This window comes from Cellulomonas shaoxiangyii (assembly GCF_004798685.1).
Lineage (GTDB): Bacteria > Actinomycetota > Actinomycetes > Actinomycetales > Cellulomonadaceae > Cellulomonas > Cellulomonas shaoxiangyii.
The window spans coordinates 1,716,044-1,741,279 of sequence record NZ_CP039291.1; the positions used below are offsets into that span (position 1 = coordinate 1,716,044).

General features: G+C 73.2%; 20 protein-coding genes. 16 read left to right on the forward strand and 4 right to left on the reverse strand.

From position 1 onward, the window contains the following. Positions 1-16: 16 nt before the first annotated feature. The 10 genes from E5225_RS07885 (at position 17) to E5225_RS07930 (ending at position 12,019) form a co-directional block, all read left to right on the forward strand. Entirely contained in the window at positions 17-1,021 is a 1,005-nt protein-coding gene (locus E5225_RS07885; RefSeq protein WP_135971763.1) for an ABC transporter permease, read from the forward strand. Next, on the forward strand, positions 1,018-1,959 hold the full coding sequence (locus tag E5225_RS07890) for an ABC transporter permease (RefSeq protein WP_135971764.1): 942 nt from the start codon (positions 1,018-1,020) through the stop codon (positions 1,957-1,959). The genes E5225_RS07885 and E5225_RS07890 overlap by 4 nt, the downstream gene beginning before the upstream one ends. A gap of 1 nt (position 1,960) precedes the next feature. Then, a complete protein-coding gene (locus tag E5225_RS07895; RefSeq protein ID WP_135971765.1) occupies positions 1,961-3,694 on the forward strand; it encodes an ABC transporter ATP-binding protein in 1,734 nt (577 codons plus the stop codon). Positions 3,695-3,819: 125 nt separating this feature from the next. After that, positions 3,820-4,845: a 6-phosphofructokinase gene (locus tag E5225_RS07900; protein ID WP_135971766.1), complete on the forward strand. Its 1,026-nt coding sequence runs from the start codon at positions 3,820-3,822 to the stop codon at positions 4,843-4,845. A 199-nt stretch (positions 4,846-5,044) separates the two neighbouring features. Beyond that, entirely contained in the window at positions 5,045-6,565 is a 1,521-nt protein-coding gene (gene rpsA / locus E5225_RS07905; protein ID WP_135971767.1) for a 30S ribosomal protein S1, read from the forward strand. Between the two features lie 138 nt (positions 6,566-6,703). Then, entirely contained in the window at positions 6,704-7,333 is a 630-nt protein-coding gene (gene coaE, locus E5225_RS07910; RefSeq protein WP_135971768.1) for a dephospho-CoA kinase, read from the forward strand. A 236-nt stretch (positions 7,334-7,569) separates the two neighbouring features. Then, on the forward strand, positions 7,570-8,019 hold the full coding sequence (locus E5225_RS07915; protein WP_135971769.1) for a hypothetical protein: 450 nt from the start codon (positions 7,570-7,572) through the stop codon (positions 8,017-8,019). A gap of 77 nt (positions 8,020-8,096) precedes the next feature. Further along, complete coding sequence (gene uvrB, locus E5225_RS07920; RefSeq protein WP_135971770.1) at positions 8,097-10,202, forward strand: excinuclease ABC subunit UvrB; 2,106 nt, start codon at positions 8,097-8,099, stop codon at positions 10,200-10,202. Positions 10,203-10,235: 33 nt separating this feature from the next. Next, entirely contained in the window at positions 10,236-10,673 is a 438-nt protein-coding gene (locus E5225_RS07925) for a VOC family protein (protein ID WP_135971771.1), read from the forward strand. Positions 10,674-10,945: 272 nt separating this feature from the next. Further along, a complete protein-coding gene (locus tag E5225_RS07930) occupies positions 10,946-12,019 on the forward strand; it encodes a TerC family protein (RefSeq protein WP_135971772.1) in 1,074 nt (357 codons plus the stop codon). A gap of 58 nt (positions 12,020-12,077) precedes the next feature. On the opposite strand, the gene E5225_RS07935 is transcribed toward E5225_RS07930, so the two are convergent. Further along, positions 12,078-12,371 (reverse strand): YciI family protein, encoded by a 294-nt coding sequence (locus E5225_RS07935; RefSeq protein WP_135971773.1) that lies wholly within the window; start codon positions 12,369-12,371, stop codon positions 12,078-12,080. A gap of 110 nt (positions 12,372-12,481) precedes the next feature. On the opposite strand from E5225_RS07935, the gene E5225_RS07940 reads away from it, so the two are divergent. Further along, on the forward strand, positions 12,482-13,645 hold the full coding sequence (locus E5225_RS07940) for an acyl-CoA dehydrogenase family protein (RefSeq protein ID WP_135971774.1): 1,164 nt from the start codon (positions 12,482-12,484) through the stop codon (positions 13,643-13,645). A 23-nt stretch (positions 13,646-13,668) separates the two neighbouring features. Here E5225_RS07940 and E5225_RS07945 read toward each other — a convergent pair whose 3' ends face one another. Then, a complete protein-coding gene (locus E5225_RS07945) occupies positions 13,669-14,376 on the reverse strand; it encodes an MBL fold metallo-hydrolase (RefSeq protein ID WP_135971775.1) in 708 nt (235 codons plus the stop codon). After that, the gene (locus E5225_RS07950; RefSeq protein ID WP_135971776.1) at positions 14,373-16,244 is read right to left on the reverse strand and encodes a glycoside hydrolase family 15 protein; all 1,872 of its coding nucleotides are present in this window, start codon (positions 16,242-16,244) and stop codon (positions 14,373-14,375) included. Before E5225_RS07950 ends, E5225_RS07945 begins: the two co-directional genes overlap by 4 nt. A gap of 124 nt (positions 16,245-16,368) precedes the next feature. Between E5225_RS07950 and uvrA the strand changes: the two genes are divergently transcribed. Then, positions 16,369-19,236 carry an excinuclease ABC subunit UvrA gene (uvrA, locus tag E5225_RS07955; RefSeq protein ID WP_135971777.1) on the forward strand — a complete coding sequence of 956 codons (2,868 nt, stop codon included), beginning with the start codon at positions 16,369-16,371 and terminating at the stop codon, positions 19,234-19,236. 38 nt (positions 19,237-19,274) lie between these two features. Here uvrA and E5225_RS07960 read toward each other — a convergent pair whose 3' ends face one another. Further along, positions 19,275-19,784 (reverse strand): OsmC family protein, encoded by a 510-nt coding sequence (locus tag E5225_RS07960; RefSeq protein WP_135971778.1) that lies wholly within the window; start codon positions 19,782-19,784, stop codon positions 19,275-19,277. A gap of 67 nt (positions 19,785-19,851) precedes the next feature. Here E5225_RS07960 and uvrC point away from each other — a divergent pair, with 67 nt between their 5' ends. The 4 genes from uvrC to whiA all read left to right on the forward strand — a co-directional run bounded on the left by uvrC (position 19,852) and on the right by whiA (position 24,985). After that, a complete protein-coding gene (uvrC, locus tag E5225_RS07965; RefSeq protein ID WP_243738000.1) occupies positions 19,852-22,005 on the forward strand; it encodes an excinuclease ABC subunit UvrC in 2,154 nt (717 codons plus the stop codon). Further along, positions 22,002-22,943, forward strand: coding sequence for an RNase adapter RapZ (rapZ, locus tag E5225_RS07970; protein WP_135971779.1), 942 nt, complete (start codon positions 22,002-22,004; stop codon positions 22,941-22,943). Before uvrC ends, rapZ begins: the two co-directional genes overlap by 4 nt. After that, a complete protein-coding gene (locus E5225_RS07975; protein ID WP_166435849.1) occupies positions 22,940-23,935 on the forward strand; it encodes a gluconeogenesis factor YvcK family protein in 996 nt (331 codons plus the stop codon). Before rapZ ends, E5225_RS07975 begins: the two co-directional genes overlap by 4 nt. A gap of 69 nt (positions 23,936-24,004) precedes the next feature. Further along, positions 24,005-24,985, forward strand: a complete 981-nt coding sequence (gene whiA / locus E5225_RS07980) for a DNA-binding protein WhiA (RefSeq protein ID WP_135971780.1) — start codon at positions 24,005-24,007, stop codon at positions 24,983-24,985. Positions 24,986-25,236 lie beyond the last annotated feature (251 nt).

Consider the following 25,236-nt stretch of genomic DNA (forward strand, 5'->3'; position numbering starts at 1 on the left):
GGAGCGACGGCACCCGATGACCCGACTCGTCCTGCGACGACTCGCCCTGCTCGTCCCGACCCTGTTCGGGTTGTCGATCCTGCTGTTCCTGTGGGTGCGCGCTCTCCCGGGAGGGCCGGCGACGGCTCTCCTGGGGGAGCGCGCCACCCCCGAGGCGGTGGAGCGGATCAACGAGCTCTACGGCTTCGACCGGCCGCTGCCCGAGCAGTACGTCACCTGGCTCGGGCAGCTGCTCCAGGGCAACTTCGGGGCCTCCACGCGGACCGGGCGACCGGTGCTCGAGGAGTTCCTGGCGCGCTTCCCCGCGACGATCGAGCTGTCGCTCGTGGCGCTCCTCGTCGCGGTGGGCGTCGGGATCCCGCTCGGCTACCTCGCGGCCCGGCACCAGGGCCGCACGGTCGACCACGCCGCCGTCGTCATCTCCCTGCTCGGCGTGACGATCCCCGTGTTCTTCCTCGCCTTCCTGCTCAAGTGGCTCTTCGCCGTGCAGCTCGGGTGGTTCCCGTCCTCGGGGCGGCAGGACCCGGCGATGATCGCGACGCACCCGACCGGCTTCTACGTGCTCGACGGCCTGCTGACGCGTGAGTGGGACGCCAGCTGGGACGCGGTCGTCCACCTGCTGCTGCCGGCGGTGGCGCTCGGCTCGATCCCGCTGGCGATCATCGCCCGCATCACCCGTGCGTCGGTGATCGACGTCCAGCACGCCGACTTCGTCCGGACGGCGCGCGCGAAGGGCCTCACGCGCGGGCACCTGCGCGGACGCGTGATCCTGCACAACGCGATGCTGCCGGTGTCGACGACGATCGGCCTGCAGGTCGGGCTGCTGCTGTCGGGCGCGGTGCTCACCGAGACGGTGTTCGCCTACCCCGGCATCGGCAAGTTCCTGTCGGACGCGATCTTCGCGCTCGACTACGCGGTGCTGCAGGGCTTCATCCTGCTCATCGCGATCGTCTACGCGCTGGTCAACCTCGCGGTGGACGTCTCCTACGGACTGATCGACCCGAGGATGAGGGCACGATGAGCGCACCCGAGGTGTACGAGGTCCCCCAGCCGCCGGTCGACGCGGGCGCCGGGCTCGCGGAGGACCGTCGCGCCGGTGAGTCGCTGGGACGCGTGGCGCTGCGACGCCTGGTCCGCAACCCGGGTGCGATCGTGGGCGCGGTCATCGTGGTCGCCTTCGTGCTCGTCGCGCTGCTCGCGCCGCTGCTGGCGCCGTACGCGGCGGGTGAGCTGCCCGGCCGCGCCGAGGTGCGGCCCACGTTCATCCCCGGCCCGTCGGCCGGCCACCCGCTCGGCCTGGACAGGTACGGCGCCGACGTGCTGTCGCAGCTCGTCTGGGGGGCGAGGGCCTCGCTGCTGATCGGGGTGCTGTCCACCCTGCTGGGCCTCGCGGGAGGCATGCTCGTCGGCCTGCTCGCGGGTGCGTTCGGCGGGTGGGTCGACTCGCTCGCCATGCGCTTCGTCGACCTCATGCTCGCCGTGCCGAGCCTGCTCCTGGCGGTGTCCATCGCCGCGGTCGCCGGCCCGACGCCGTCGTCCGTCGTCATCGCGATCGGTGTGGTGCAGGTGCCGGTGTTCGCCCGGCTGCTGCGCGGGTCGATGCTCGCCCAGCGCGGGCAGGACTACGTGCTGGCGGCCCGCTCGCTCGGCCTGTCCCGCCGGACCGTGACGATGAGCCACATCCTGCCCAACAGCGTCTCGCCGGTGATCGTGCAGGCCACCCTGCTGCTCGCGACGGCGGTCATCGAGGCCGCAGCGCTGTCGTTCCTCGGCCTCGGCGGCGGCTCGCCGACCACGGCCGAGTGGGGCCGCATGCTCGTCGCCGCGCAGAACGAGCTGGAGATCGCCCCGCGGCTCGCGTTGTGGCCGGGCATCTGCATCTCCGTGACGGCGCTCGGCTTCACCCTGTTCGGCGAGGCGCTGCGCGAGGCCCTCGACCCGCGTTCGAGGAGGCGCTGACGTGACCACGGCGAGCACGATTCCCGGCACCCCGGCGGGTGACCCCCTGCTGCGCATCCGCGAGCTCGAGGTGACGTTCCGCACCGACGCCGGCCCGGCCGTCGCCGTGCGCGGCGTGTCGTTCGACGTGCACGCGGGCGAGACGGTCGCGGTCGTGGGGGAGTCCGGCTCCGGCAAGTCGACGACCGCCGCGGCCGTGATCGGCCTCCTGGCGGAGAACGGGTCGGTGACCGGAGGGCAGATCCTCCTCGAGGGGCAGGACCTGACGACGCTCGGCCCCGACGCCATGCACCGGCTGCGCGGGACGCGGATCGGGATGGTCCCGCAGGACCCGATGTCCAACCTCAACCCCGTCCGGCGGGTCGGCCACCAGATCGACGAGACGCTCGTCGACAACGGCGTCGTGAGCGGCAGGGACGTCCGTCCGCGCACGCTCGAGCTGCTCGAGGAAGCCGGCCTGCCGGACGCCCGGCGGCGCGCCCAGCAGTACCCGCACGAGTTCTCGGGGGGCATGCGGCAGCGCGCGCTCATCGCCATGGGCCTCGCCGCGCGCCCCCAGCTGCTCATCGCCGACGAACCCACCTCGGCGCTCGACGTGACGGTGCAGCGCACCATCCTCGACGGGCTCACCGACCTCACCGACCGGCTCGGCGTCGCGGTCCTGCTGATCACGCACGACCTGGGGCTGGCCGCCGAGCGCGCCGACCGCATCGTCGTGATGTACCGCGGTGAGGTCGTCGAGCAGGGGCCGGCGCGCGAGCTGCTCGCCGACCCGCAGCACGAGTACACGCGCCGGCTCATCGCCGCCGCGCCGTCGCTGGCCTCCCGCCGGGCGGAGCTGGCTCGCGCGGGTGCCGTCGTGGCGGTGGCGGGGGGCGACGACCTGCTCGCGACGCCGGCCGCGCACGACGCACCGGCGACCGACGCGGAACGCATCGTCGAGGTCGAGCACGTGACCAAGGTGTTCCGCCTGCGCGGCAAGGGGCTGCTGGGGCGGGGCGCCGACTTCACCGCGGTCGACGACGTCAGCCTGGTCGTGCCGCGGGGGCGCACCGTGGCGGTCGTGGGGGAGTCCGGGTCGGGCAAGTCCACGGTCGCGCGCATGATGCTCGGCCTGCTGGAGCCGACCTCGGGCACGATCCGGTTCGACGGGGTCGAGGTCGGTCGCAAGGACCGCGCGGCCGAGGTCGCGTTCCGGCGTCGCGTGCAGCCGATCTTCCAGGACCCGTACGCGTCGCTCGACCCCCTGTTCACGATCTACCGGACGATCGAGGAGCCGCTGCGCGCGCACGGCATCGGCGACGGCGGCTCGCGGCGCGCCCGCGTGCGCGAGCTCATGGAGCAGGTCGCGCTACCGGCGGAGCTGCTGCGCCGGTACCCCGCGGAGCTCTCGGGCGGGCAGCGTCAGCGCGTCGCGATCGCGCGGGCGCTCGCGCTCGAGCCGGAGCTCGTCGTCTGCGACGAGGCCGTGTCCGCGCTCGACGTCATCGTGCAGTCGCAGATCCTGCGCCTGCTCGTGGACCTGCAGGAGCGGCTGGGGCTGTCGTACCTGTTCATCAGCCACGACCTCGCGGTCGTGCGGCAGGTGGCCGACGAGGTGTGCGTCATGCAGGGCGGGCGGCTCGTGGAGCAGGGCTCGGTCGAGGAGGTGTTCGAGAGTCCTCGGACCGAGTACACGCGCACGCTCCTCGACGCCATCCCGGGCCGCGACCTCGACCTCAGCCGGACGGCCTGACCGGCCGCCCCGGGCAGGGTGCGCCCGGTCGGGACCGAGGGCGCAGGCGCCGCGCCGGACGCTCGATAGTCTGGCGACGGCGCGCGCACACGGCGCGCCGTCCACCTGACGAGGAGCTCACCAGCGTGCGAGTCGGACTGCTCACCGGCGGCGGCGACGTCCCCGGCCTCAACGCCGCCATCCGTGCCGTCGTCAAGCGCGGCGAGGGGGAGCACGGGCACACCATCATCGGCTTCCGCAACGGCTGGAAGGGCGTCGTCGACGGCGACGTCATGCCGCTCACGCGCCAGCACATCCGCAACGTGCTGCCGGTGGGCGGGACGCTGCTCGGCACGGCGCGGTACCACCCGCACACCGCCGACGGTGGCCTCGACGCCGCGCTCGCGACGCTCGAGGCGGAGCGCATCGAGGCGCTCATCTGCATCGGTGGCGACGGCACGCTGCACGCGGCGAGCAAGATCGCCGAGGCGGGCGTCAAGATCGTCGGCATCCCGAAGACGATCGACAACGACGTCTGGGCGACGGACGCCTCGATCGGCTTCGACACCGCCGTGAGCATCGCGACGGAGGCGATCGACCGCGTGCACACGACCGCGGAGTCGCACAACCGCGTCATGATCGTCGAGGTCATGGGCCGGCACGCCGGGTGGATCGCCGTGACGTCCGGCATCGCCGGCGGCGCCGAGCTGGTGCTCGCACCCGAGGAGCCGTTCGACATCGACCGCATCGAGCGCTTCCTCAAGCACCGCCACCGCGCCCACGCGAGCTTCTCGATCCTCGTGGTGGCCGAGGGCGCCGTGCCCGCCGAGGGCACGTCCATGCACTACGAGACGCAGGTCGGCCAGTTCGGCGAGATCGTCGCGGGTGCCATCGGCGAGCGGCTCAAGGGCGAGATCGAGCGCCGCACGGGCTTCGACACGCGCGTGACGGTCCTGGGGCACACGCAGCGCGGCGGCACGCCGACCGCGGCCGACCGGATCCTCGCCTCGCGCTTCGGCGTCGCGGCGATCGACGCGATCGACGGGGGCACGAGCAACGTGATGACGGCGGTGCACGGCGAGCGCGTCGAGCTGGTGCCCATCGAGGAGGTCGCCGGCAAGGTGAAGTACGTGCCGCAGGACCTCCTGCACGTCGCGCGGGCGCTGGCCTGACCGCGTCTTTGCCTGTCCCCATGTCCACCGATAAGGTGGACGGCGGTGCCGCGCGCCTTCGTCGGGATGCCCGGGGGAGCGACTCCCCGGAACAGCCGGGCGCAGGGCGTGGTTGACCGTCTCGACACCGCACGCACGTCGCGGTGCCACCCATCCCACGTCCGTACTACTTCCTGTCCGCAACGGAGCCCACCACTACATGAGCATCTCCACCCCCGCGAAGCCCGCCACGCCGCAGGTCGCGGTGAACGACATCGGTTCGGCCGAGGACTTCCTGGCCGCGATCGACGCCACCATCAAGTACTTCAACGACGGTGACATCGTCGAGGGCACGATCGTCAAGGTCGACCGCGACGAGGTCCTCCTCGACATCGGCTACAAGACCGAGGGCGTCATCCCGTCCCGTGAGCTGTCGATCAAGCACGACGTCGACCCCGGCGAGGTCGTCCAGGTCGGCGACCAGGTCGAGGCCCTGGTCCTCCAGAAGGAGGACAAGGAGGGCCGGCTGATCCTGTCCAAGAAGCGGGCGCAGTACGAGCGCGCGTGGGGCACGATCGAGAAGATCAAGGAGGAGGACGGCGTCGTCACCGGCACCGTCATCGAGGTCGTCAAGGGTGGCCTCATCCTCGACATCGGTCTGCGCGGCTTCCTCCCCGCCTCGCTCGTCGAGATGCGCCGTGTCCGCGACCTCCAGCCGTACGTCGGCAAGGAGATCGAGGCGAAGATCATCGAGCTCGACAAGAACCGCAACAACGTCGTGCTGTCGCGTCGTGCGTGGCTCGAGCAGACGCAGTCCGAGGTCCGTTCCACCTTCCTGCAGACGCTGCAGAAGGGTCAGGTGCGGCCCGGTGTCGTCTCGTCGATCGTCAACTTCGGTGCGTTCGTCGACCTGGGCGGCGTGGACGGCCTCGTGCACGTCTCCGAGCTGTCCTGGAAGCACATCGACCACCCGTCCGAGGTCGTCGAGGTCGGCCAGGAGGTCACGGTCGAGGTGCTCGAGGTCGACTTCGACCGTGAGCGCGTCTCCCTGTCGCTGAAGGCGACGCAGGAGGACCCGTGGCAGGCGTTCGCCCGGACGCACGCCATCGGCCAGGTCGTGCCCGGCAAGGTCACGAAGCTCGTCCCGTTCGGTGCGTTCGTGCGCGTCGAGGACGGCATCGAGGGCCTCGTGCACATCTCGGAGCTGGCCGTGCGCCACGTCGAGATCCCGGAGCAGGTCGTGCAGGTCGGCGACGACGTCTTCGTCAAGGTCATCGACATCGACCTGGAGCGTCGCCGGATCTCGCTGTCGCTCAAGCAGGCGAACGAGGGCTTCGACCCCGAGTCGGACGACTTCGACCCCGCGCTGTACGGCATGGCGGCGGAGTACGACGAGCAGGGGAACTACAAGTACCCCGAGGGCTTCGACCCGACCACCAACGAGTGGCTCGAGGGCTTCGAGTCGCAGCGCGAGACGTGGGAGGCCCAGTACGCGGCCGCGCACGAGCGCTGGGAGGCGCACCGCAAGCAGGTGTCCGAGGCGACCCGCGCGGACCTCGAGGCCACGACCGAGGGTGCGTCCAGCTCCTCGTCGTCGACGGCCTCGTCGTCCTCGTCCTCGTCGTCCTCCTCGGCGGGCCCGGTGCCGTCGACCTACTCGTCCTCGACCGAGGAGGCCACCGGCACCCTCGCGTCGGACGAGGCGCTCGCGGCGCTTCGCGAGAAGCTCACGGGCAACTGACGCACGCGGGCTCGCGCCCGCAGGCAGTCACCGACGGCCGGTCACCCCTCGGGGTGGCCGGCCGTCGGCGTTCCCCGGCCCCGACCGGCGCGCGCCTGGCGCTCGCGCGCGGGCACCCGCGGGGTCCACGATGGGCCCGTGCAGCGCATCGGTCTGACGGGTGGCATCGCGGCGGGCAAGTCGGTGGCGGCGCGGCGCCTCGCCGGGCACGGAGCGGTGGTGGTCGACCACGACCTGCTCGCGCGCGAGGCGGTCGCGCCGCGCTCCGCGGGCCTCGCCTCGGTGGTCGAGGCGTTCGGGACCGAGGTGCTGGACGGCGAGGGCGCGCTCGACCGGCCGGCGCTCGCGCGCGTCGTGTTCGCGGACCCGGAGGCGCGCGCCCGGCTCGACGCGATCGTGCACCCGGTCGTGCGGCGGCTCGCCGGCGAGCGTGAGGCCGCGGCTGCGACGGCACACCCGGGCGCCGTCGTCGTGCACGACATCCCGCTGCTGGTCGAGACCGGCCAGGCGGACCGCTTCCACGTGGTCGTCGTCGTGCACGCACCGGCGGTGCTGCGCGTCGAGCGGCTCGTGCGCCTGCGCGGGATGTCCCGCGACGACGCCGAGGCGCGCGTTGCCGCGCAGGCCCGCGACGAGGAACGGCTCGCGGCGGCGGACGTGGTGCTCGACGGCACCGGCGGCGACGCGGACCTCGAGCGCCAGGTGGACGACCTGTGGGAGCGGCTCGCCGCGGAGCGGGCGGCCGAGGAGGCCGGCGAGCACGCCTGAGGACCGTTCGGGCGAACCTCGGCACGGGTGCGTCCCGCCCTGCCTGCCCGGGCGACGCGCCACGGACCTCGGTCCGTCATCCGGGCGGGGGGGCCCACCTGGGCCGACCGGGTGAACGCGGAGCGGGAACGCGCGTGCACGCGCTCCCACGCGTCGATGGAGCGAGTGGCGCACAGCAGCGCCACCGATGGCGGCCGTGGACGGCCGCCGCGGCCGGACGGATCCCCGGAGGGACCATGGCGCTCCAGGCGATGGGCGTGCAGGGCTGGGAGGCGCGCCCGGTGCAGTCGAAGGCGTCGGTGTCGTTGGCGACGGGTGCGCTGACGGCGGCCCAGGTGCTCGACCTCGCGACGCAGGCCGCCGCGGCGGTCGAGGACGCGCAGGGATGGGTGCGGCCGCTGGACCGTGAGGCGAACCGGCTGCGGATGGTCGTGCGCGACCTCACGCGCGAGGACAACGAGCCGGTCCTGCACTTCGACGTCGAGGTGGACCGCGCGGTGGGGCGGGTCACGGCGCGCACGGTCATCCAGAGCTTCGTGCTCAAGCAGTCGGCGATGTCGGGGCTCGTGCCGATGACCAAGCGGAAGATCGCCGGCTTCACCGCGTACCGGGCGTTCATGCAGCGCTACGCGGCGATGGTGTCGGCCGCCGATGCCGGCGCGCACGTGTCCTACAGCGGCGACTGACGGCCGGGCGTACGCCCTGGGCGGACGCCCGGACCCGGACGCCACGTGTGTCGGTGGTCGGTCGTACCGTTGACGTCATGCGCCCCGTGACCGACCTGCAGCGGACCGTCGCGCCGTTCGAGGTGGTGTCGGAGTACACCCCGAGCGGCGACCAGCCCACCGCCATCGCCGAGCTCACCGAGCGCGTGCGCGCGGGCGAGAAGGACGTGGTCCTGCTGGGCGCCACGGGTACCGGCAAGTCGGCCACGACGGCCTGGCTGATCGAGAAGCTCCAGCGGCCGACGCTCGTCATGGCGCCGAACAAGACGCTGGCGGCCCAGCTGGCGACCGAGTTCCGCGAGCTGCTGCCCAACAACGCGGTCGAGTACTTCGTGTCGTACTACGACTACTACCAGCCCGAGGCGTACATCGCGCAGAGCGACACCTACATCGAGAAGGACTCCTCGATCAACGAGGAGGTCGAGCGGCTGCGGCACTCCGCGACGAGCTCGCTGCTCACCCGCCGGGACGTCATCGTGGTCGCGTCCGTGTCCTGCATCTACGGCCTGGGCACGCCGCAGGAGTACGTCGACCGCATGGTCACGCTCAACGTCGGCGACGTGGTCGACCGTGACCGGCTGCTCCGCCAGTTCGTCACGATGCAGTACTCGCGCAACGACATGGCGTTCACGCGCGGCACCTTCCGGGTGCGCGGCGACACCGTCGAGATCATCCCGGTGTACGAGGAGCTCGCGATCCGCATCGAGTTCTTCGGGGACGAGATCGAGGCCATCGCCACGCTGCACCCGCTGACCGGCGACGTCGTGCGGGTCGAGGAGCAGGTGCACGTCTTCCCCGCGACGCACTACGTCGCCGGGCCGGAGCGCATGGAGCGCGCGATCGCCGGGATCGAGCTGGAGCTCGAGGAACGGCTCGCCGAGCTCGAGCGGCAGAACAAGCTCCTCGAGGCGCAGCGGCTGCAGATGAGGACCACGTACGACATCGAGATGATGCGGCAGGTCGGCTCGTGCTCCGGCATCGAGAACTACTCGCGGCACATCGACGGCCGCGCGCCCGGGTCGGCGCCGAACACGCTGCTCGACTACTTCCCCGAGGACTTCCTGCTCGTCATCGACGAGTCGCACGTGACCGTGCCGCAGATCGGTGCGATGTTCGAGGGCGACATGTCGCGCAAGCGGGCCCTCGTGGACCACGGGTTCCGCCTGCCGAGCGCCACGGACAACCGGCCGCTGCGCTGGGAGGAGTTCGTCGACCGGATCGGGCAGACCGTGTACCTGTCGGCGACCCCCGGCAACTACGAGCTGTCCGTGTCCGACGGGTTCGTCGAGCAGATCATCCGTCCGACGGGCCTGATCGACCCCGAGGTCGTCGTCAAGCCGACGCAGGGCCAGATCGACGACCTCCTCGGCGAGATCCGCGACCGGGTGGACAAGAACGAGCGCGTCCTGGTCACCACGCTGACGAAGAAGATGGCCGAGGACCTGACGGACTACCTCCTCGAGAAGGGCGTGCGGGTCCGGTACCTGCACTCGGAGGTCGACACGCTCCGGCGCGTCGAGCTGCTGCGCGAGCTGCGCATGGGTGAGTACGACGTGCTGGTCGGCATCAACCTCCTGCGCGAGGGTCTCGACCTCCCGGAGGTGTCGCTGGTGGCGATCCTCGACGCGGACAAGGAGGGGTTCCTGCGCTCCGGCACCTCGCTCATCCAGACGATCGGGCGCGCCGCCCGCAACGTCTCGGGGCAGGTGCACATGTACGCGGACCGCATCACGGCGGGCATGGCGACCGCGATCGACGAGACCAACCGGCGGCGCGAGCGCCAGGTGGCCTACAACCGCGAGCACGGCATCGACCCGCAGCCGCTGCGCAAGAAGATCAACGACATCACCGACCTGCTGGCCCGCGAGGACGCCGACACCGCCGAGCTCCTGGGCGGCGGCGGGCGCCAGGCGAGCCGCGGCAAGGCGCCGGTCCCCGGGCTGGGCTCGCGGACGGCTCCGACCGACGAGCGCACGCGTCTCGTGGGGGTGGCGGCCGGCGAGCTCGGGGACCTCATCCAGCAGCTCACCGACCAGATGCACGCCGCCGCGGCGGAGCTGCAGTTCGAGCTCGCCGGGCGGCTGCGCGACGAGATCTCCGGGCTCAAGAAGGAGCTGCGGCAGATGCACTCGGCAACCGCCTGACACGACCGGCCTGACACGACAGGGGACGACGACGTGGACCGCAGGATGCAGCTGACCTTCGACGCGCTCGACCCGCGCGCGCTCGGCACGTTCTGGGCCCACGTGCTCGGTTACGTCGAGGAGCCGGCGCCGGACGGCTTCGCCGACTGGGAGGCGGCACTGCGGGCCTGGGGGATGCCGGAGGAGCGGTGGAACGACGGCTACGCCATCGTCGACCCCGCCGGCGCGGGGCCACGGGTCTTCCTCCAGCGCGTACCGGAGGGGAAGTCGGCGAAGAACCGGGTGCACCTCGACGTCGGGCTGCCCGGCGCGGGCCCCCGCGGCGCGGAACCGGACCGGGCCGCCGTGCGCGCCCGGGCGGCGGAGCTCGCCGACCTGGGAGCGCAGGTGGTGCGGGAGTTCGACGAGCCGGGCTCCGGCTACTGGATCGTGCTGCTCGACCCCGAGGGCAACGAGTTCTGCCTGGTCTGAGCACCCCGCGCCCGGCCGCGGCACCCGCCCCGTACGGGCGGTGACGCAGCGCACCCTGCGCCCTCCGCGGCTCCCGGGGGACCGGGGTGGGCCCCGGCACCTATGATGGGCCGCGGAGGGGAGTACTCCCCACGACGTCATCGTCATCACGGTCGCCAGCGTTGCCGGCCCGGTGCGTCGGCTGCGTCGCACGCCTCGGGCCCGCTGGGCCGACGCGTGCGCGGGCGGAAGAGACCTCCGGTCATCCGTCGTACCGATCGAGAGGTCCTGTTGTGGACGTTCCTGTCTGGGTGTGGGCCGTCACCGTCGGCGCCATCGTGCTCATGCTCGCCGTGGACTACGTCGGCCACGTGCGCTCGCCGCACGAGCCGACGCTGCGCGAGTCCGCGTGGTGGTCCGCCGGCTACGTGAGCATCGCCGTGCTGTTCGGCGTGGTGGTGTGGATCGTCGCGGGCGGCACGTACGGCGGTGAGTACTTCGCCGGGTACATCACCGAGAAGAGCCTGTCGATCGACAACCTCTTCGTGTTCGTGCTCATCATGGCGAGCTTCCGCGTCCCGCGGCTCTACCAGCAGAAGGTGCTGCTGATCGGCATCACCATCGCGCTCGTCCTGCGGACGATCTTCATCTTCGTCGGTGCGGCCTTCATCGAGCGGTTCAGCGCGATCTTCTACCTGTTCGGCGCCTTCCTGCTGTACACCGCGTGGGCGCAGATCCGCTCGGGCAGCGAGGAGGAGGGCGACTTCAAGGAGAACGCCGTCCTCCGCCTGACACGGCGCCTGTTCCCGACGACCGACGACTACGTCGGCGACAAGATGATCGTGCGCCGCGACGGCCGCCGGTACATGACGCCGATGCTCATCGTGATGGTCGCGATCGGCACGGCCGACATCATCTTCGCGGTCGACTCGATCCCCGCGATCTTCGGGCTGACGCAGGAGACGTACCTCGTCTTCGCCGCGAACGCGTTCTCGCTGCTCGGGCTGCGCCAGCTGTTCTTCCTCATCGACGGCCTGCTCGACAAGCTCGTCTACCTGTCCTACGGCCTCGGCGCGATCCTCGGGTTCATCGGCATCAAGCTCGTCATCCACGCCCTGCACACGAACGAGCTGCCCTTCATCAACGGCGGCGAGCACGTCACGGCCGTCCCGGAGATCTCCACGCCGGTGTCCCTCGGGTTCATCCTCGTGACGCTGGTCCTGACCACGGTCCTGTCGCTGCGACGGACGCGGCGCGACGCGACCGCGAGCGCTCTGCAGCACGCCTCCGCCCAGGAGGCGCAGCTCGGCGTCCAGCTCGACGGGACCGACGACGCAGCCACGGAGACGGACGACCGCCGGTCGTGACGCACGGGCGGGCCACCCCCTCCGGTGGCCCGTCCCGGCCCCTCGCCGCCCCGACGGGTCAGTCGGCGGCGGCCCAGGGGCCGAGCACGAGCTGCCAGGTGCGCACCTCGGTCGCGGCGACGAGACCCTCGCGCGCGAACGGGTCCTGGCGCAGCAGCGCGCGCACGGCCTCCTCGTCCTGCGCTCGCAGGACGAGGAGGGCGCCGGCCGCGGCGTCGTCGGCGAACGGTCCCGAGCCGAGCAGCGCGCCGGCGTCGGCCAGCCCGGCGAGCCACGCGCGGTGCTCGGGGCGCACCGCGTCGCGCACGTCCGTGCGGTCGTCGTAGGTGTAGCGGACGGCGAAGAGCGTCATGGCGTCATCCTGCCGCAGGTGACGACCGCCACGGAGGCGGGCCCGCCCGGCGGTCCGGCCGCGCGGCGGTGGCAGAGTGGACGCATGACCTCCACGACGGGCGGTGGCCGGTGACCCGGTCCCTGCGCACGCTGCTGACCGACGACCTGCTCGCGCGCGTGCACGGCCGCGCCGACGCGCACGACCGGGACAACACGTTCCCGCACGACGACCTCGCCGACCTCGTCGCGGCGGGCTACCTCACCGCGTTCGTCCCCGAGCGCCTCGGCGGTGCGGGCCTCACGCTCGAGGAGGTCGCACGCGAGCAGGCGCGTCTCGCCGCCGCGGCGCCCGCCACGGCGCTGGCCGTCAACATGCACCTCGTCGTCACCGGTCTCGCGGCGGTCCTCGTCGCCCGCGGGGACGACTCCGTGGAGCACGTGCTGCGCGACGCCGCCGCGGGCGAGGTGTTCGCGTTCGGCAACTCGGAGGCCGGCAACGACCTCGTCATGTTCGGCTCGCGGACGCGGGCCGAGCGGACGCAGGACGGCGGGTACCGGTACTACGGCACGAAGATCTTCACGTCCCTGTCGCCCGTGTGGACGCGCCTGGCGACGTTCGGGCTCGACGACGCCGACCCGGACGACCCCCGCCTCGTGCACGGCGTCGTCTCCCGCGCCGACGGCGGCGTCACGACGAAGGACGACTGGGACACGCTCGGCATGCGCGCCACGCAGTCCGCGACGACGGTGCTCGACGGCGCGTACGCACCCGCCGACCGGGTGCACCGTCGCCTGCCCGTCGGACCGAGCGCCGACCCGTTCATCTTCGCGCTGTTCGCCGTGTTCGAGGTCCTCCTCGCCGCGGTGTACACCGGGATCGGGCGCCGGGCCCTCGAGCTGGGCGTGCAGCACGCGCGGCGCCGGACGTCGTTCAAGCACGGCGGCCGCAGCTACGCGCAGGACCCCGACATCCGCTGGAAGGTCGCCGATGCGGCCCTCGCGCAGGACGGCGCGGAGCTCCAGGTGTTCGCCCTCGCGCGCGACGTCGACGAGCAGGCCGACCACGGCGTGCGGTGGTTCGCGCAGCTCGTCGGCCTCAAGGTGCGCGCGACGGAGACGGCGCGCGACGTGGTGGACCTCGCGCTGCGGGTGTCCGGCGGCGGCGCGTACTTCACGGGGAGCGAGCTGGCACGCCTCTACCGGGACGTGCTGGCCGGCATCTACCACCCGTCGGACGACGAGTCGGCGCACGCGACCGTCGCGGCGTCGGTCCTGGGACCGCTCGAGGGCTGACCGCGGGCGGCGCCGACGGCCGGTCACCACCCCCGCGCGCGCCACTCGGTGAGGTGCGGGCGCTCGGCGCCGAGGGTGGTGTCCCGCCCGTGCCCGGGGTACACCCACGTGGCGTCGTCGAAGCGGTCGAACACCCGCGCGACGACGTCGTCCATCAGCTGGGCGAACCGGTCCGGGTCCCCTCCCGTCGCCCCCACGCCGCCCGGGAAGAGGCTGTCGCCCGTGAACAGGTGCACGCGGCCGGGGACGGCGTCGGGGGCGGTGACGCGATCCGGCTCGCGCAGGGCGAGCGCGACGGATCCCGGCGTGTGCCCCCGCAGCGCGACGACCTCGAGCACCAGGTGACCGAGCGTGAGGGTGTCGCCGTCCACGAGCCGGCGGCGGACCGGGCGGCCCACGGCGTCGGCGATCGCGTCGGCGTCGTCGGCGCCCGCGGCGAGCGTCGCGCCGGTCACGGCCTCCACCGAGGCCAGGGCGCCGACGTGGTCGGCGTGGCGGTGCGTCGTGAGCAGGACGTCGAGCCGCGCCGAGCCGGAACCCTCGCGGACGAGCGCGAGCAGCCGGTCGGGGTCGGCGGCCGCGTCGAGGAGCAGCTGCGCGCCCGAGCGCCGGCACGTCACGAGGTAGCCGTTGTTGTCGGACGGCCCGACGGCGACCTTGCGGATCTCGGCGTCGTCCAGCACGCGCACCGCCGTCGGCCCGCCGACCCGCACGTCCCCGGTGTAGGTCACGTCGCATCCTCCCGACCGGCCGTGGCCGGCTCCGCTCGCCGCCCCGCGGCGCGCCGCTGGGCGAGGTCGTGGCTGTGCGCGGCCCGCACGAGCGCGAGGTGCGACAGCGCCTGCGGGACGTTGCCGAGCATCCTGCCGGTCGCCGGGTCGTACTGCTCGGCCAGCAGGCCCAGCTCGCCCCCGAGCGGGACGAGCGCGTCGAGGACGGCCGTCGCGCCCGCGAGGTCGTCGGCGCGGGCGAGGGCGTCGGCGAGCCAGAACGAGCACGCGAGGAACGGCGCCTCGGCGCCCGCGAGCCCGTCGTCCGTCCGGTCCGTGCGGTAGCGCAGCACGAGGCCCGGCGCGACCTCGAGCTCGGCGCGCACGGCGGCGATCGTGGCGAGCACGCGCGGGTCCTGTGCGGGCAGGAAGCCGACCTGCGGGAGCTGCAGGAGCGACGCGTCGGTGTGCCGGGCGCCGTAGTGCTGAACGAACGTCCCGAGCTCGGCGGACCACCCGTGCTCGAGCACCTCGGCGTGGATCTCGTCCCGCGTGGCGCGCCACCGCTCGAGGGGCGCGTCCAGCCCGTGGGTCTCCGCCGCGCGCACCGCACGGTCGACCGCGGCCCACGCCATGACCTTCGAGTGCGTGAAGTGGCGCGGCTCGCCGCGGACCTCCCAGATGCCGCGGTCGGGCTCCCTCCAGTCGGCCACCAGCGCCTCCACGAGGTGGCACTGGAGCGACCACGAGTCGTCCGTCTCCGCGAGGCCCGCCACGCGCGCCGTCGCGAGCGCGCTCATCACCTCACCCAGGACGTCGTGCTGCACCTGCCCGACCGCGGCGTTCCCGACCCGCACCGGCCGTGAGCCCGCGTACCCGGGCAGGTGGTCGAGCGTCAGCTCCGGCAGGCGTCGACTGCCGTCGAGCCGGTACATGATCTGCAGGTCGCGAGGGTCTCCCGCGACCGCGCGCATGAGCCAGTCGCGCCACTCCGTCGCCTCCTCCCGGAACCCCTGCTCGATCAGCGCCTCGAGCGTGAGCGCCGCGTCGCGGAGCCAGCAGAACCGGTAGTCCCAGTTCCGTGCGCCGCCGGGGGACTCCGGGAGGGACGTCGTGGCCGCGGCCACGATGCCGCCCGTCGTCGCGTCGGTGAGCATCCGCAGGACCAGGAGCGAGCGGACGACCGCCTCCCGGTACGGGCCGGCGTAGGCGCAGTCGCGCGCCCACAGGCCCCAGGCGATGGCCGTGGAGTCGACGCGGTCCTCGATCGTCAGCCGCGGCGGGACCTCCGCCCACGACGGGATCCAGGTGAGCGCCAGCTCGAGGTGCTCCCCGGCGGCCAGCACGACCTCGTCGCGGTGGTGCCGGTCGACCGCGTGGGGGAGCCGGTCGCCACGCAGGACGAGCGAGTCGGGCCCCGCGAGCGCCCGGATCGTGTCGTTGCCCTCGGGGTCCCGCTCGTGCCGGACCCAGGGCTCCACGGACCCGTAGCCGAGGCGGACGGTCCACTCGTGCGCGACCACGACCTCGCCCTGCGTGCACACCACGCGACGGACGAGGTCGGCGCGACCGTCGCCGAGCGGCATCGCGTCCGTCACCACGGCCGTGCCCGAGGGGGAGCGGTAGGTCGTCTCGAGCACGAACGAGTCGCCGCGCCAGCGTCGGGTCACCTCGGTCGCGTCGGGCACCGTGAGCAACCACCGCCCGTGATCGGGCGTGCCGAGCAGCGCGGCGAAGCAGGCGTCGGAGTCGAAGCGCGGCAGGCACAACCAGTCGACCGACCCGTGCAGGGACACGAGCGCGGCGGTGTGGCCGTCGCCGATGACCGCGTAGTCACCGATGGGGGACTGACCGGGCAGCAGGCGGGCCGGGGCGGGCGGGGTGGTCATCGCGTCCAGCATGGTGGGCGCCCGTCCCGGACGCGCGCCGGTCCGCGTCCGCCGGTGTTCCCCTCCGGCGAGTGACGTCGAACACGTGTGCGATTGTCGGTCGCCGCACGTAGACTCGTCCGCTGTGAACGATCGCCTCGTGGTCCGCGGTGCCCGGGAGCACAACCTGCGCAACGTCGACCTCGACCTGCCCCGGGACGCCCTCATCGCGTTCACGGGTCTGTCGGGGTCAGGCAAGTCGTCGCTCGCCTTCGACACGATCTTCGCCGAGGGGCAGCGCCGCTACGTCGAGTCGCTGTCGGCGTACGCGCGCCAGTTCCTCGGGCAGATGGACAAGCCGGACGTCGACTTCATCGAGGGCCTCTCGCCCGCCGTGTCGATCGACCAGAAGTCGACCAACCGCAACCCGCGGTCGACCGTCGGCACGATCACCGAGGTGTACGACTACCTGCGCCTGCTGTTCGCGCGCGCCGGCACGCAGCACTGCCCGGTGTGCGGCGAGCGCGTGACGGCGCAGACGCCGCAGCAGATCGTCGACCGGCTCCTCGAGCTGCCCGACGGCACGCGCTACCAGGTGCTCGCGCCGGTCGTCCGGGGCCGCAAGGGGGAGTACGCCGAGCTGTTCCGCGAGCTGCAGGGCAAGGGCTTCTCGCGCGCCCGCGTCGACGGTGAGGTCGTCCAGCTCGCCACGCCGCCGACGCTGGAGAAGAAGCTCAAGCACGACATCGAGGTCGTGGTGGACCGCCTCGTCTCGCGCGAGGGGGTGCAGCGCCGGCTCACGGACTCCGTGGAGACCGCGCTGCTGCTCGCCGGCGGCCTGCTCGTCATCGAGCTCGTGGACGCCGACGCGGACGACCCGGAGCGCGAGCGCCGGTTCTCCGAGAAGCGGGCGTGCCCCAACGACCACGTGCTCACGCTCGACGAGATCGAGCCGCGGACGTTCTCGTTCAACGCGCCCTACGGCGCCTGCCCGGAGTGCACGGGCATCGGCTCGCGGCTCGAGGTCGACCCCGACCTCGTGATCCCCGACGACGAGCTCTCGCTCGGCCAGGGCGCCGTCGCGCCGTGGTCGCAGGTGTCGTCGGAGTACTTCACGCGGGTGCTGACGGCCCTCGCGCAGGACATGGGCTTCTCGATGGACACGCCCTGGCGTGCGCTGCCCAAGCGCGCGAAGGACGCGGTGCTGCACGGCGAGAACCACGAGGTCAAGGTCCGCTACCGCAACAGGTGGGGGCGCGAGCGGACCTACTCCACGGGCTTCGAAGGCGTCCTGACGTTCCTCGAGCGCCGCCACTCGGAGACCGAGTCCGAGTGGAGCAAGGAGAAGTACGAGGCCTACATGCGCGAGGTCCCGTGCCCGGTCTGCAAGGGCGCGCGACTCAAGCCCGAGGTGCTCGCCGTGAAGGTCGGCGGACGGTCCATCGCCGAGGTCTGCGACCTGCCGATCAACGAGGCGCGCACGTTCCTCGACCAGCTCGAGCTCGGCGAGCGCGAGCGTGCCATCGCGGCGCAGGTCCTCAAGGAGATCCAGGCACGCCTGGGCTTCCTCCTGGACGTCGGTCTGGACTACCTGTCGCTGATGCGGCCCGCGGGGACGCTGTCGGGCGGCGAGGCCCAGCGCATCCGGCTCGCGACGCAGATCGGGTCGGGGCTCGTCGGCGTGCTCTACGTCCTCGACGAGCCGTCGATCGGGCTGCACCAGCGCGACAACCGCCGGCTGATCGACACCCTGACGCGCCTGCGCGACCTCGGCAACACCCTCATCGTCGTCGAGCACGACGAGGACACCATCCGCACGGCCGACTGGATCGTCGACATCGGCCCCGGGGCGGGCGAGCACGGCGGGCACGTCGTGCACTCCGGCGACCTGCAGGGCCTGCTCGACTCGCGGGAGTCCGTGACCGGTGCGTACCTGTCGGGCCGGCGCTCGATCGGCACGCCGGCCACGCGCCGGCCGGTCGACCCCGAGCGCGTCGTCACGGTCGTCGGCGCCCGCGAGCACAACCTGCGCGGTGTCGACGTGTCGTTCCCGCTCGGCATCCTCACGGCCGTGACCGGGGTGTCCGGGTCGGGCAAGTCGACGCTCGTGAACTCGATCCTCTACACGGTGATGGCGAACGAGCTCAACGGCGCGCGCCAGGTCGCCGGCCGGCACCGGCGCGTCACCGGCCTCGAGCACCTGGACAAGGTCGTGCACGTCGACCAGGGGCCGATCGGCCGCACGCCGCGGTCCAACCCCGCGACGTACACGGGCGTGTGGGACCACGTCCGCCGCCTGTTCGCGGAGACGTCCGAGGCCAAGGTGCGCGGCTACACGCCCGGCCGGTTCTCGTTCAACGTCAAGGGCGGCCGGTGCGAGGCGTGCTCGGGCGACGGCACGCTCAAGATCGAGATGAACTTCCTGCCCGACGTCTACGTGCCGTGCGAGGTGTGCCACGGCGCGCGGTACAACCGCGAGACGCTCGAGGTGCACTTCAAGGGCAAGACGGTCGCGGACGTGCTCGACATGCCGATCGCCGAGGCGGCGGAGTTCTTCGCCGCCGTGCCGGCGATCTCCCGGCACCTGCGCACGCTCGTCGACGTGGGCCTGGGCTACGTCCGGCTCGGGCAGCCGGCGCCCACGCTGTCGGGCGGCGAGGCGCAGCGCGTCAAGCTGGCGGCCGAGCTGCAGCGACGCTCCACCGGTCGCACGGTGTACGTCCTCGACGAGCCGACCACGGGGCTGCACTTCGAGGACATCCGCAAGCTCCTCGGCGTGCTGCAGACCCTCGTCGACAAGGGGAACTCGGTCATCGTGATCGAGCACAACCTCGACGTCATCAAGAACGCCGACTGGGTCATCGACATGGGCCCCGAGGGCGGCAACGGCGGCGGGACGGTGGTGGCCGAGGGGACGCCCGAGCACGTCGCGGGCGTCGAGGCGAGCCACACGGGCCGGTTCCTCGCCGACGTGCTCGACGCGGAACGGGAGCCGGTCGGCGCCAGCGCGTGAGCCGCGGGGGCGGCGACCGGTGGACGTCGGGACCGGCGTCAGGCGTCCGCGGCGCCGCGGGTGAGCGGCGCGGGCTCCCGACGCACGGGGAAGTTCACCGAGCGCGCGACGAAGCAGTGCTCGTGCGCCGCGCGGTGGACCTCGGCGAGAACCGGGTCGGACACGGGCGTGCCGTCGGGGAGCGTCGTCCCCGCCAGCACGCGCACCTGGGGCCGCAGCACGACCTCGGTGAACTGGCCGTGCCCGGCCGCCTCGACGCGCATGACGCCCGTCGGGTGGTCGACGTAGCCCGCGACCACGACGCCGCGCTGTGCCGCGAGGTGCAGGAACCACAGCATGTGGCACTGCGCGAGGGCACCCACCAGCAGCTCCTCCGGCGACCAGCGTGCCGGGTCGCCCCGGAAGGCCGGGTCGGACGACCCGGCGAGCACGTGCTTGCCGGGGGCGGACAGCTCGTGGTCGCGCCCGTACGACGTGTACGTGGCGGTGCCCGCGTCGCCGGCGCCCGTCCACCGCAGGTCGACCGTGTACGTGTGCATCGGCGGCATGCGGCCACCCTACGAGCGGGGGGTCCGGCGGCGGGGTGTGTCGGTCGGGCGAACTAGGCTCGAACCCATGGCCGATCCCGCCACCTACCGTCCCGCGCCGGGGGAGATCCCCGACGCCCCCGGGGTCTACCGCTTCCGCGACGAGCACGGCCGCGTCATCTACGTCGGCAAGGCCAAGAGCCTGCGCAACCGGCTGAACAGCTACTTCCAGCACATCGCGCACCTGCACCCGCGCACGCAGCAGATGGTGACGACGGCGGCGTCGGTGCAGTGGACCGTGGTCGGCACCGAGGTCGAGGCGCTCGCCCTCGAGTACTCCTGGATCAAGGAGTTCGACCCCCGGTTCAACGTCAAGTACCGCGACGACAAGTCGTACCCGTACCTCGCCGTCACGATGGCCGACGAGGTGCCGCGCGTGCAGGTCATGCGCGGCGCCAAGCGTGCGGGCACGCGGTACTTCGGGCCGTACGCGCACGCGTGGGCCATCCGCGAGACCGTCGACCTGCTGCTGCGCGTCTTCCCGGTCCGCACGTGCTCGGCCGGTGTGTTCAGGCGGGCGCGGCAGCAGGGGCGCCCCTGCCTGCTCGGCTACATCGACAAGTGCTCGGCGCCGTGCGTCGGGCGCATCTCGGCGGAGGACCACCAGCAGCTCGCGCGGGACTTCTGCGACTTCATGGCCGGTGACACGGCACGCTTCACGCGCCGGCTCACGCAGCGGATGAAGGAGGCGGCGGCCGAGCTCGACTTCGAGCGGGCGGCACGCCTGCGCGACGACGTGGCGACGCTCGAGAAGGCGACCGAGCGCAATGCGGTCGTGCTCCCGGACGGCACCGACGCCGACCTCTTCGCGATGGCCGGGGACGAGCTGGAGGCCGCCGTCCAGGTCTTCCACGTGCGGGGTGGCCGGATCCGCGGCCAGCGCGGCTGGGTCGTCGAGAAGGTCGAGGACCTCGACGACGCGGCGCTCGTGGAGCACCTCCTGCAGCAGGTGTACGGCGGCGAGGACACGGCCGGGGGCGCCGCGACGGGCGCCGTCCCGCGCGAGGTCCTCGTGCCGGTGCTGCCGACGAACCTCGAGCAGATGCAGACGTGGCTGACCGGCCTGCGCGGCAGCCGCGTGCAGGTCCGCGTCGCGCAGCGCGGCGACAAGGCGGAGCTCGCGCGCACCGTGCTGCGCAACGCCGAGCACGCGCTCGCGCTGCACCGCACCCGCCGCGCGGGCGACCTCACGACGCGCAGCCAGGCGCTGCGGGAGATCCAGGAGGCGCTCGACCTGCCCACCGCGCCGCTGCGGATCGAGTGCTACGACGTCTCGCACAACCAGGGCACGTACCAGTCGGCGTCCATGGTGGTCTTCGAGGACGGGCTCGCCCGCAAGAGCGAGTACCGGCTGTTCAGCGTGCGGGGCCCGGACGGCCAGGGCGCGCGGGACGACACCGCGGCGATGCACGAGGTCATCACGCGCCGCTTCCGGCGCTACCTCGCGGAGCGCTCGCAGCTGGGGGACCCGGACCTCGGTGACGGCGAGGAGGACGACGGCCCGCGCAGCGGCGAGGTCGACGCGACCACGGGGCGGGCGGCACGGTTCGCGTACCCGCCGAACCTGGTCGTCGTCGACGGCGGTCCGCCGCAGGTGGCCGCCGCCGCCGCGGCGCTGGCGGAGCTGGGCGTGGACGACGTCGCGCTGTGCGGACTGGCGAAGCGCCTGGAGGAGGTCTGGGTGCCGGGGGAGGAGTACCCCGTGATCCTCCAGCGCAGCTCCGAGGGCCTGTACATGCTGCAGCGGGTGCGCGACGAGGCGCACCGCTTCGCCATCTCGGCGCACCGCAAGCGGCGCAGCAAGGGCATGACGGTCTCCGTGCTCGACGACGTCCCCGGCCTCGGCCCGGCGCGCAAGGCCGCGCTGCTGCGCCACTTCGGGTCGGTGAAGCGCCTGCGGGCCGCGTCGGCGGAGGAGATCGCCACGGTGCCCGGCATGGGCGCGCGCACGGCGGAGGCCGTGGTGGCGGCGCTCGGGGGACGCGAGCCGGCGCCCGAGGCGGTACCGGAGCAGATGACGGAGCCGATCGCGGAGCAGATGACGGAGCCGGTGACGGGGCCGATGACGGAGCCGATGACGGGGCCGATGCCCGCGCAGCCGACGGAACCGGTGCACGCGGCGGCGCCCGGCGGCGGGTCCCCGGAGGCGCACGGCCCACGGACTGGCATCCTGGGCGCATGAGCGAGCCGTCGCCCATCACCGTCCCCTCCGGCATCCCCGCGCTCGAGGCCGCGGCCGAGGCCCCGATCCTGGACCGGGCGCAGGTCCTGATCATCACCGGCATGTCCGGTGCCGGGCGCACCCGTGCCGCCGCGGTCCTCGAGGACCTCGGCTGGTACGTCGTCGACAACCTCCCCGCGCAGATGCTGACGCACCTCGTCGGGATGCTCACGAGCGGTCCCGTCGGGTCGGGCGCCCGGCGGCTCGCCGCCGTCATCGACGTCCGCGGCCGCGAGTACTTCGCCGCACTCACCGGCGTGCTCGAGCAGCTGCGCGGCGCCGGCGTCGAGGTGCGCGTGCTGTTCCTCGACTCGTCCGACGAGGTCCTCGTGCGCCGCTTCGACCAGGTGCGCCGCCCGCACCCGTTGCAGGGCGAGGGACGCATCCTCGACGGCATCGCGCTCGAGCGGTCCCTGGTCGAGGAGCTGCGCGAGCAGGCCGACGTCGTCATCGACACCTCGGAGCTCAACGTCCACGACCTCGCGCGCGAGGTCCGCGCGGCCGTGAGCAGCCCCGGCGAGGACGTGCTGCGGGTGTCGATCCTGTCGTTCGGCTTCAAGTACGGCCTGCCGCTCGACGCGGACCACGTCGTCGACGTGCGCTTCCTGTCGAACCCGTACTGGATCACCGAGCTGCGCCACCTCTCCGGGCGCGACGCGCCCGTGCGGGACTACGTGCTCGGGCTCCCCGGTGCCACCACGTTCGTCGAGCGGTACGCCGACGCGCTGGAACCCGTGCTGGCGGGGTACCTGCACGAGGAGAAGCGGTACGTCACCATCGCCGTCGGGTGCACCGGGGGCAAGCACCGCTCGGTCGCCATCAGCGAGGCGCTGGGCGCGCGCCTGCGCGAGCGCGGCCACCGGGTGCAGGTGACCGCCCGCGACCTGGGCAAGGAGTGACGGAGACGTCGCCGGTCCGGCCGCACGACCCCGTGCGGCCGGCCGTCGTGGCGCTCGGGGGCGGTCACGGGCTGTCCGCGTCGCTCTCCGCGCTGCGCCTCATGACCGACCGCATCACCGCCATCGTCACGGTCGCGGACGACGGCGGGTCGTCCGGGCGGCTGCGCGAGGAGCTCGACGTGCTGCCGCCGGGCGACCTGCGCATGGCGCTGTCCGCGCTGACCGACGACTCGGACTGGGGCCGCACGTGGCGGGACCTCCTGCAGCACCGGTTCACGTCGGACGGTCCCCTCGACCGGCACTCCGTCGGGAACCTGCTGATCGTCGCGCTGTGGGAGATCCTCGGGGACGCGGTGGAGGGCCTGGACCTGGTGGGCCGGCTCCTCGGCGCGCGCGGGCGGGTCCTGCCGATGGCGTCGGTGCCGCTGCGCATCGAGGCGGACGTGCGGCGCCCGGGCGGTGCGATCGACGTCGTGGTGGGGCAGAGCGAGGTGGCGCGCACGGTCGACGTCATCGAGCAGATCCGGCTGGACCCGCCCGCGCCGCCGGCGTGCCCGGAGGCCGTCGAGGCCGTGCGTGCGGCCGACTGGGTGGTCCTCGGCCCGGGCTCCTGGTACACGTCCGTGCTGCCCCACCTGCTGGTCCCGGAGCTGCGTCGGGCCCTGCTCGAGACGACGGCGCGCATCGTCGTGATCCTCAACCTCACGCCGGAGGAGGGGGAGACCGCCGGCATGCGTCCGGGTGACCACCTCGACGTGCTGCGGGCGCACGCGCCGGAGCTGCCGTTGCACGCCGTGGTCGCGGACCCGGCGTCGGTGGACGACGTGTCGAGCCTCGCGGTCCGGTGCGGCGAGCTCGGGGCGCAGCTCCTCGTGCGGCAGGTCAGCCGCGGCGACCAGCGGGCGGTGCACGACCCGCTGCGCCTGGCGGCCGCCCTGCGGGACGTCGTCGAGGGCTACCTGGGGGACGTGGGGACGCGTGCCTCCGGGTGACGCACGCGACCTCGGCGGCGCAGCGGGAGGCGACCACGGACATGTGTCCGGCAATGGCAGGATGACCGCATGGCGTTGACGGCACAGGTGAAGGACGAGCTCGCCCGCCTCAAGGTGGACAAGATCTCGTGCCGCAAGGCGGAGATCTCCGCGACCCTCCGCTTCGCCGGTGGCCTCCACATCATCTCCGGGCGCATCGTCATCGAGGCGGAGCTCGACACGGGCATCGCCGCCCGTCGCCTGCGGCAGGCGATCGCGGAGGTCTACGGGCACGAGAGCGACATCATCGTGGTCTCCGGTGGCGGCCTGCGCCGCGGCAGCCGGTACGTCGTGCGCGTCGTGAAGGAGGGCGAGTCCCTCGCCCGCCAGACGGGTCTGCTCGACAACCGCGGTCGCCCGGTGCGAGGCCTGCCGCCGCAGGTCGTCTCGGCGGGCACGGGTGAGGCCGAGGCCGCGTGGCGGGGCGCCTTCCTGGCCCACGGCTCCCTGACCGAGCCCGGGCGGTCGTCGGCGCTCGAGGTGACGTGCCCCGGCCCCGAGGCGGCGCTCGCGCTCGTCGGCGCGGCCCGCCGCATCGGGATCACCGCGAAGGCCAGGGACGTGCGCGGGGTCGACCGCGTCGTGATCCGCGACGGCGACGCCATCGGCGCGATGCTGGCGCGTCTGGGTGCGCACGACACGATGCTGCTCTGGGAGGAGCGCCGCGTCCGGCGCGAGGTGCGCGGCACCGCCAACCGGCTGGCGAACTTCGACGACGCCAACCTGCGGCGCTCCGCACGGGCCGCCGTGGCGGCGGGCGCCCGCGTCGAGCGCGCGTTCGAGATCCTCGGCGACGACCTGCCCGACCACCTGCGGCACGCGGGCGAGCTGCGGCTCGCGCACAAGGAGGCGTCGCTGGAGGAGCTGGGCAAGCTCGCGGACCCGCCCCTGACCAAGGACGCGGTCGCCGGTCGCATCCGACGCCTCCTCGCGACGGCCGACCGCCGGGCCGTGGAGCTCGGCATCCCCGACACCGAGGCCGGCCTCAGCCCCGACCTGCTCGACCTCTGACGCGTCCGCGGGGCGGGTCCGGGGGCGCCGGTGCACGTTCCGCGGTCCGTCCAGCATGCGAACGGGTGCCGGGGGCGGACCAACGTCATGGGCGGGACCTGAGCACCGGGGTATAGGCTCGGGTCATCCGATCGCAACGCGCGCGCAACACGCTGGGCAACGTCCCGGCGCCGCTGCGGGCCGACGACCGGGACGCACAGCGGCGTGCGTGACCGACACCAACTGTGTGCGCCGGGTTCAGCTCGGCGCGT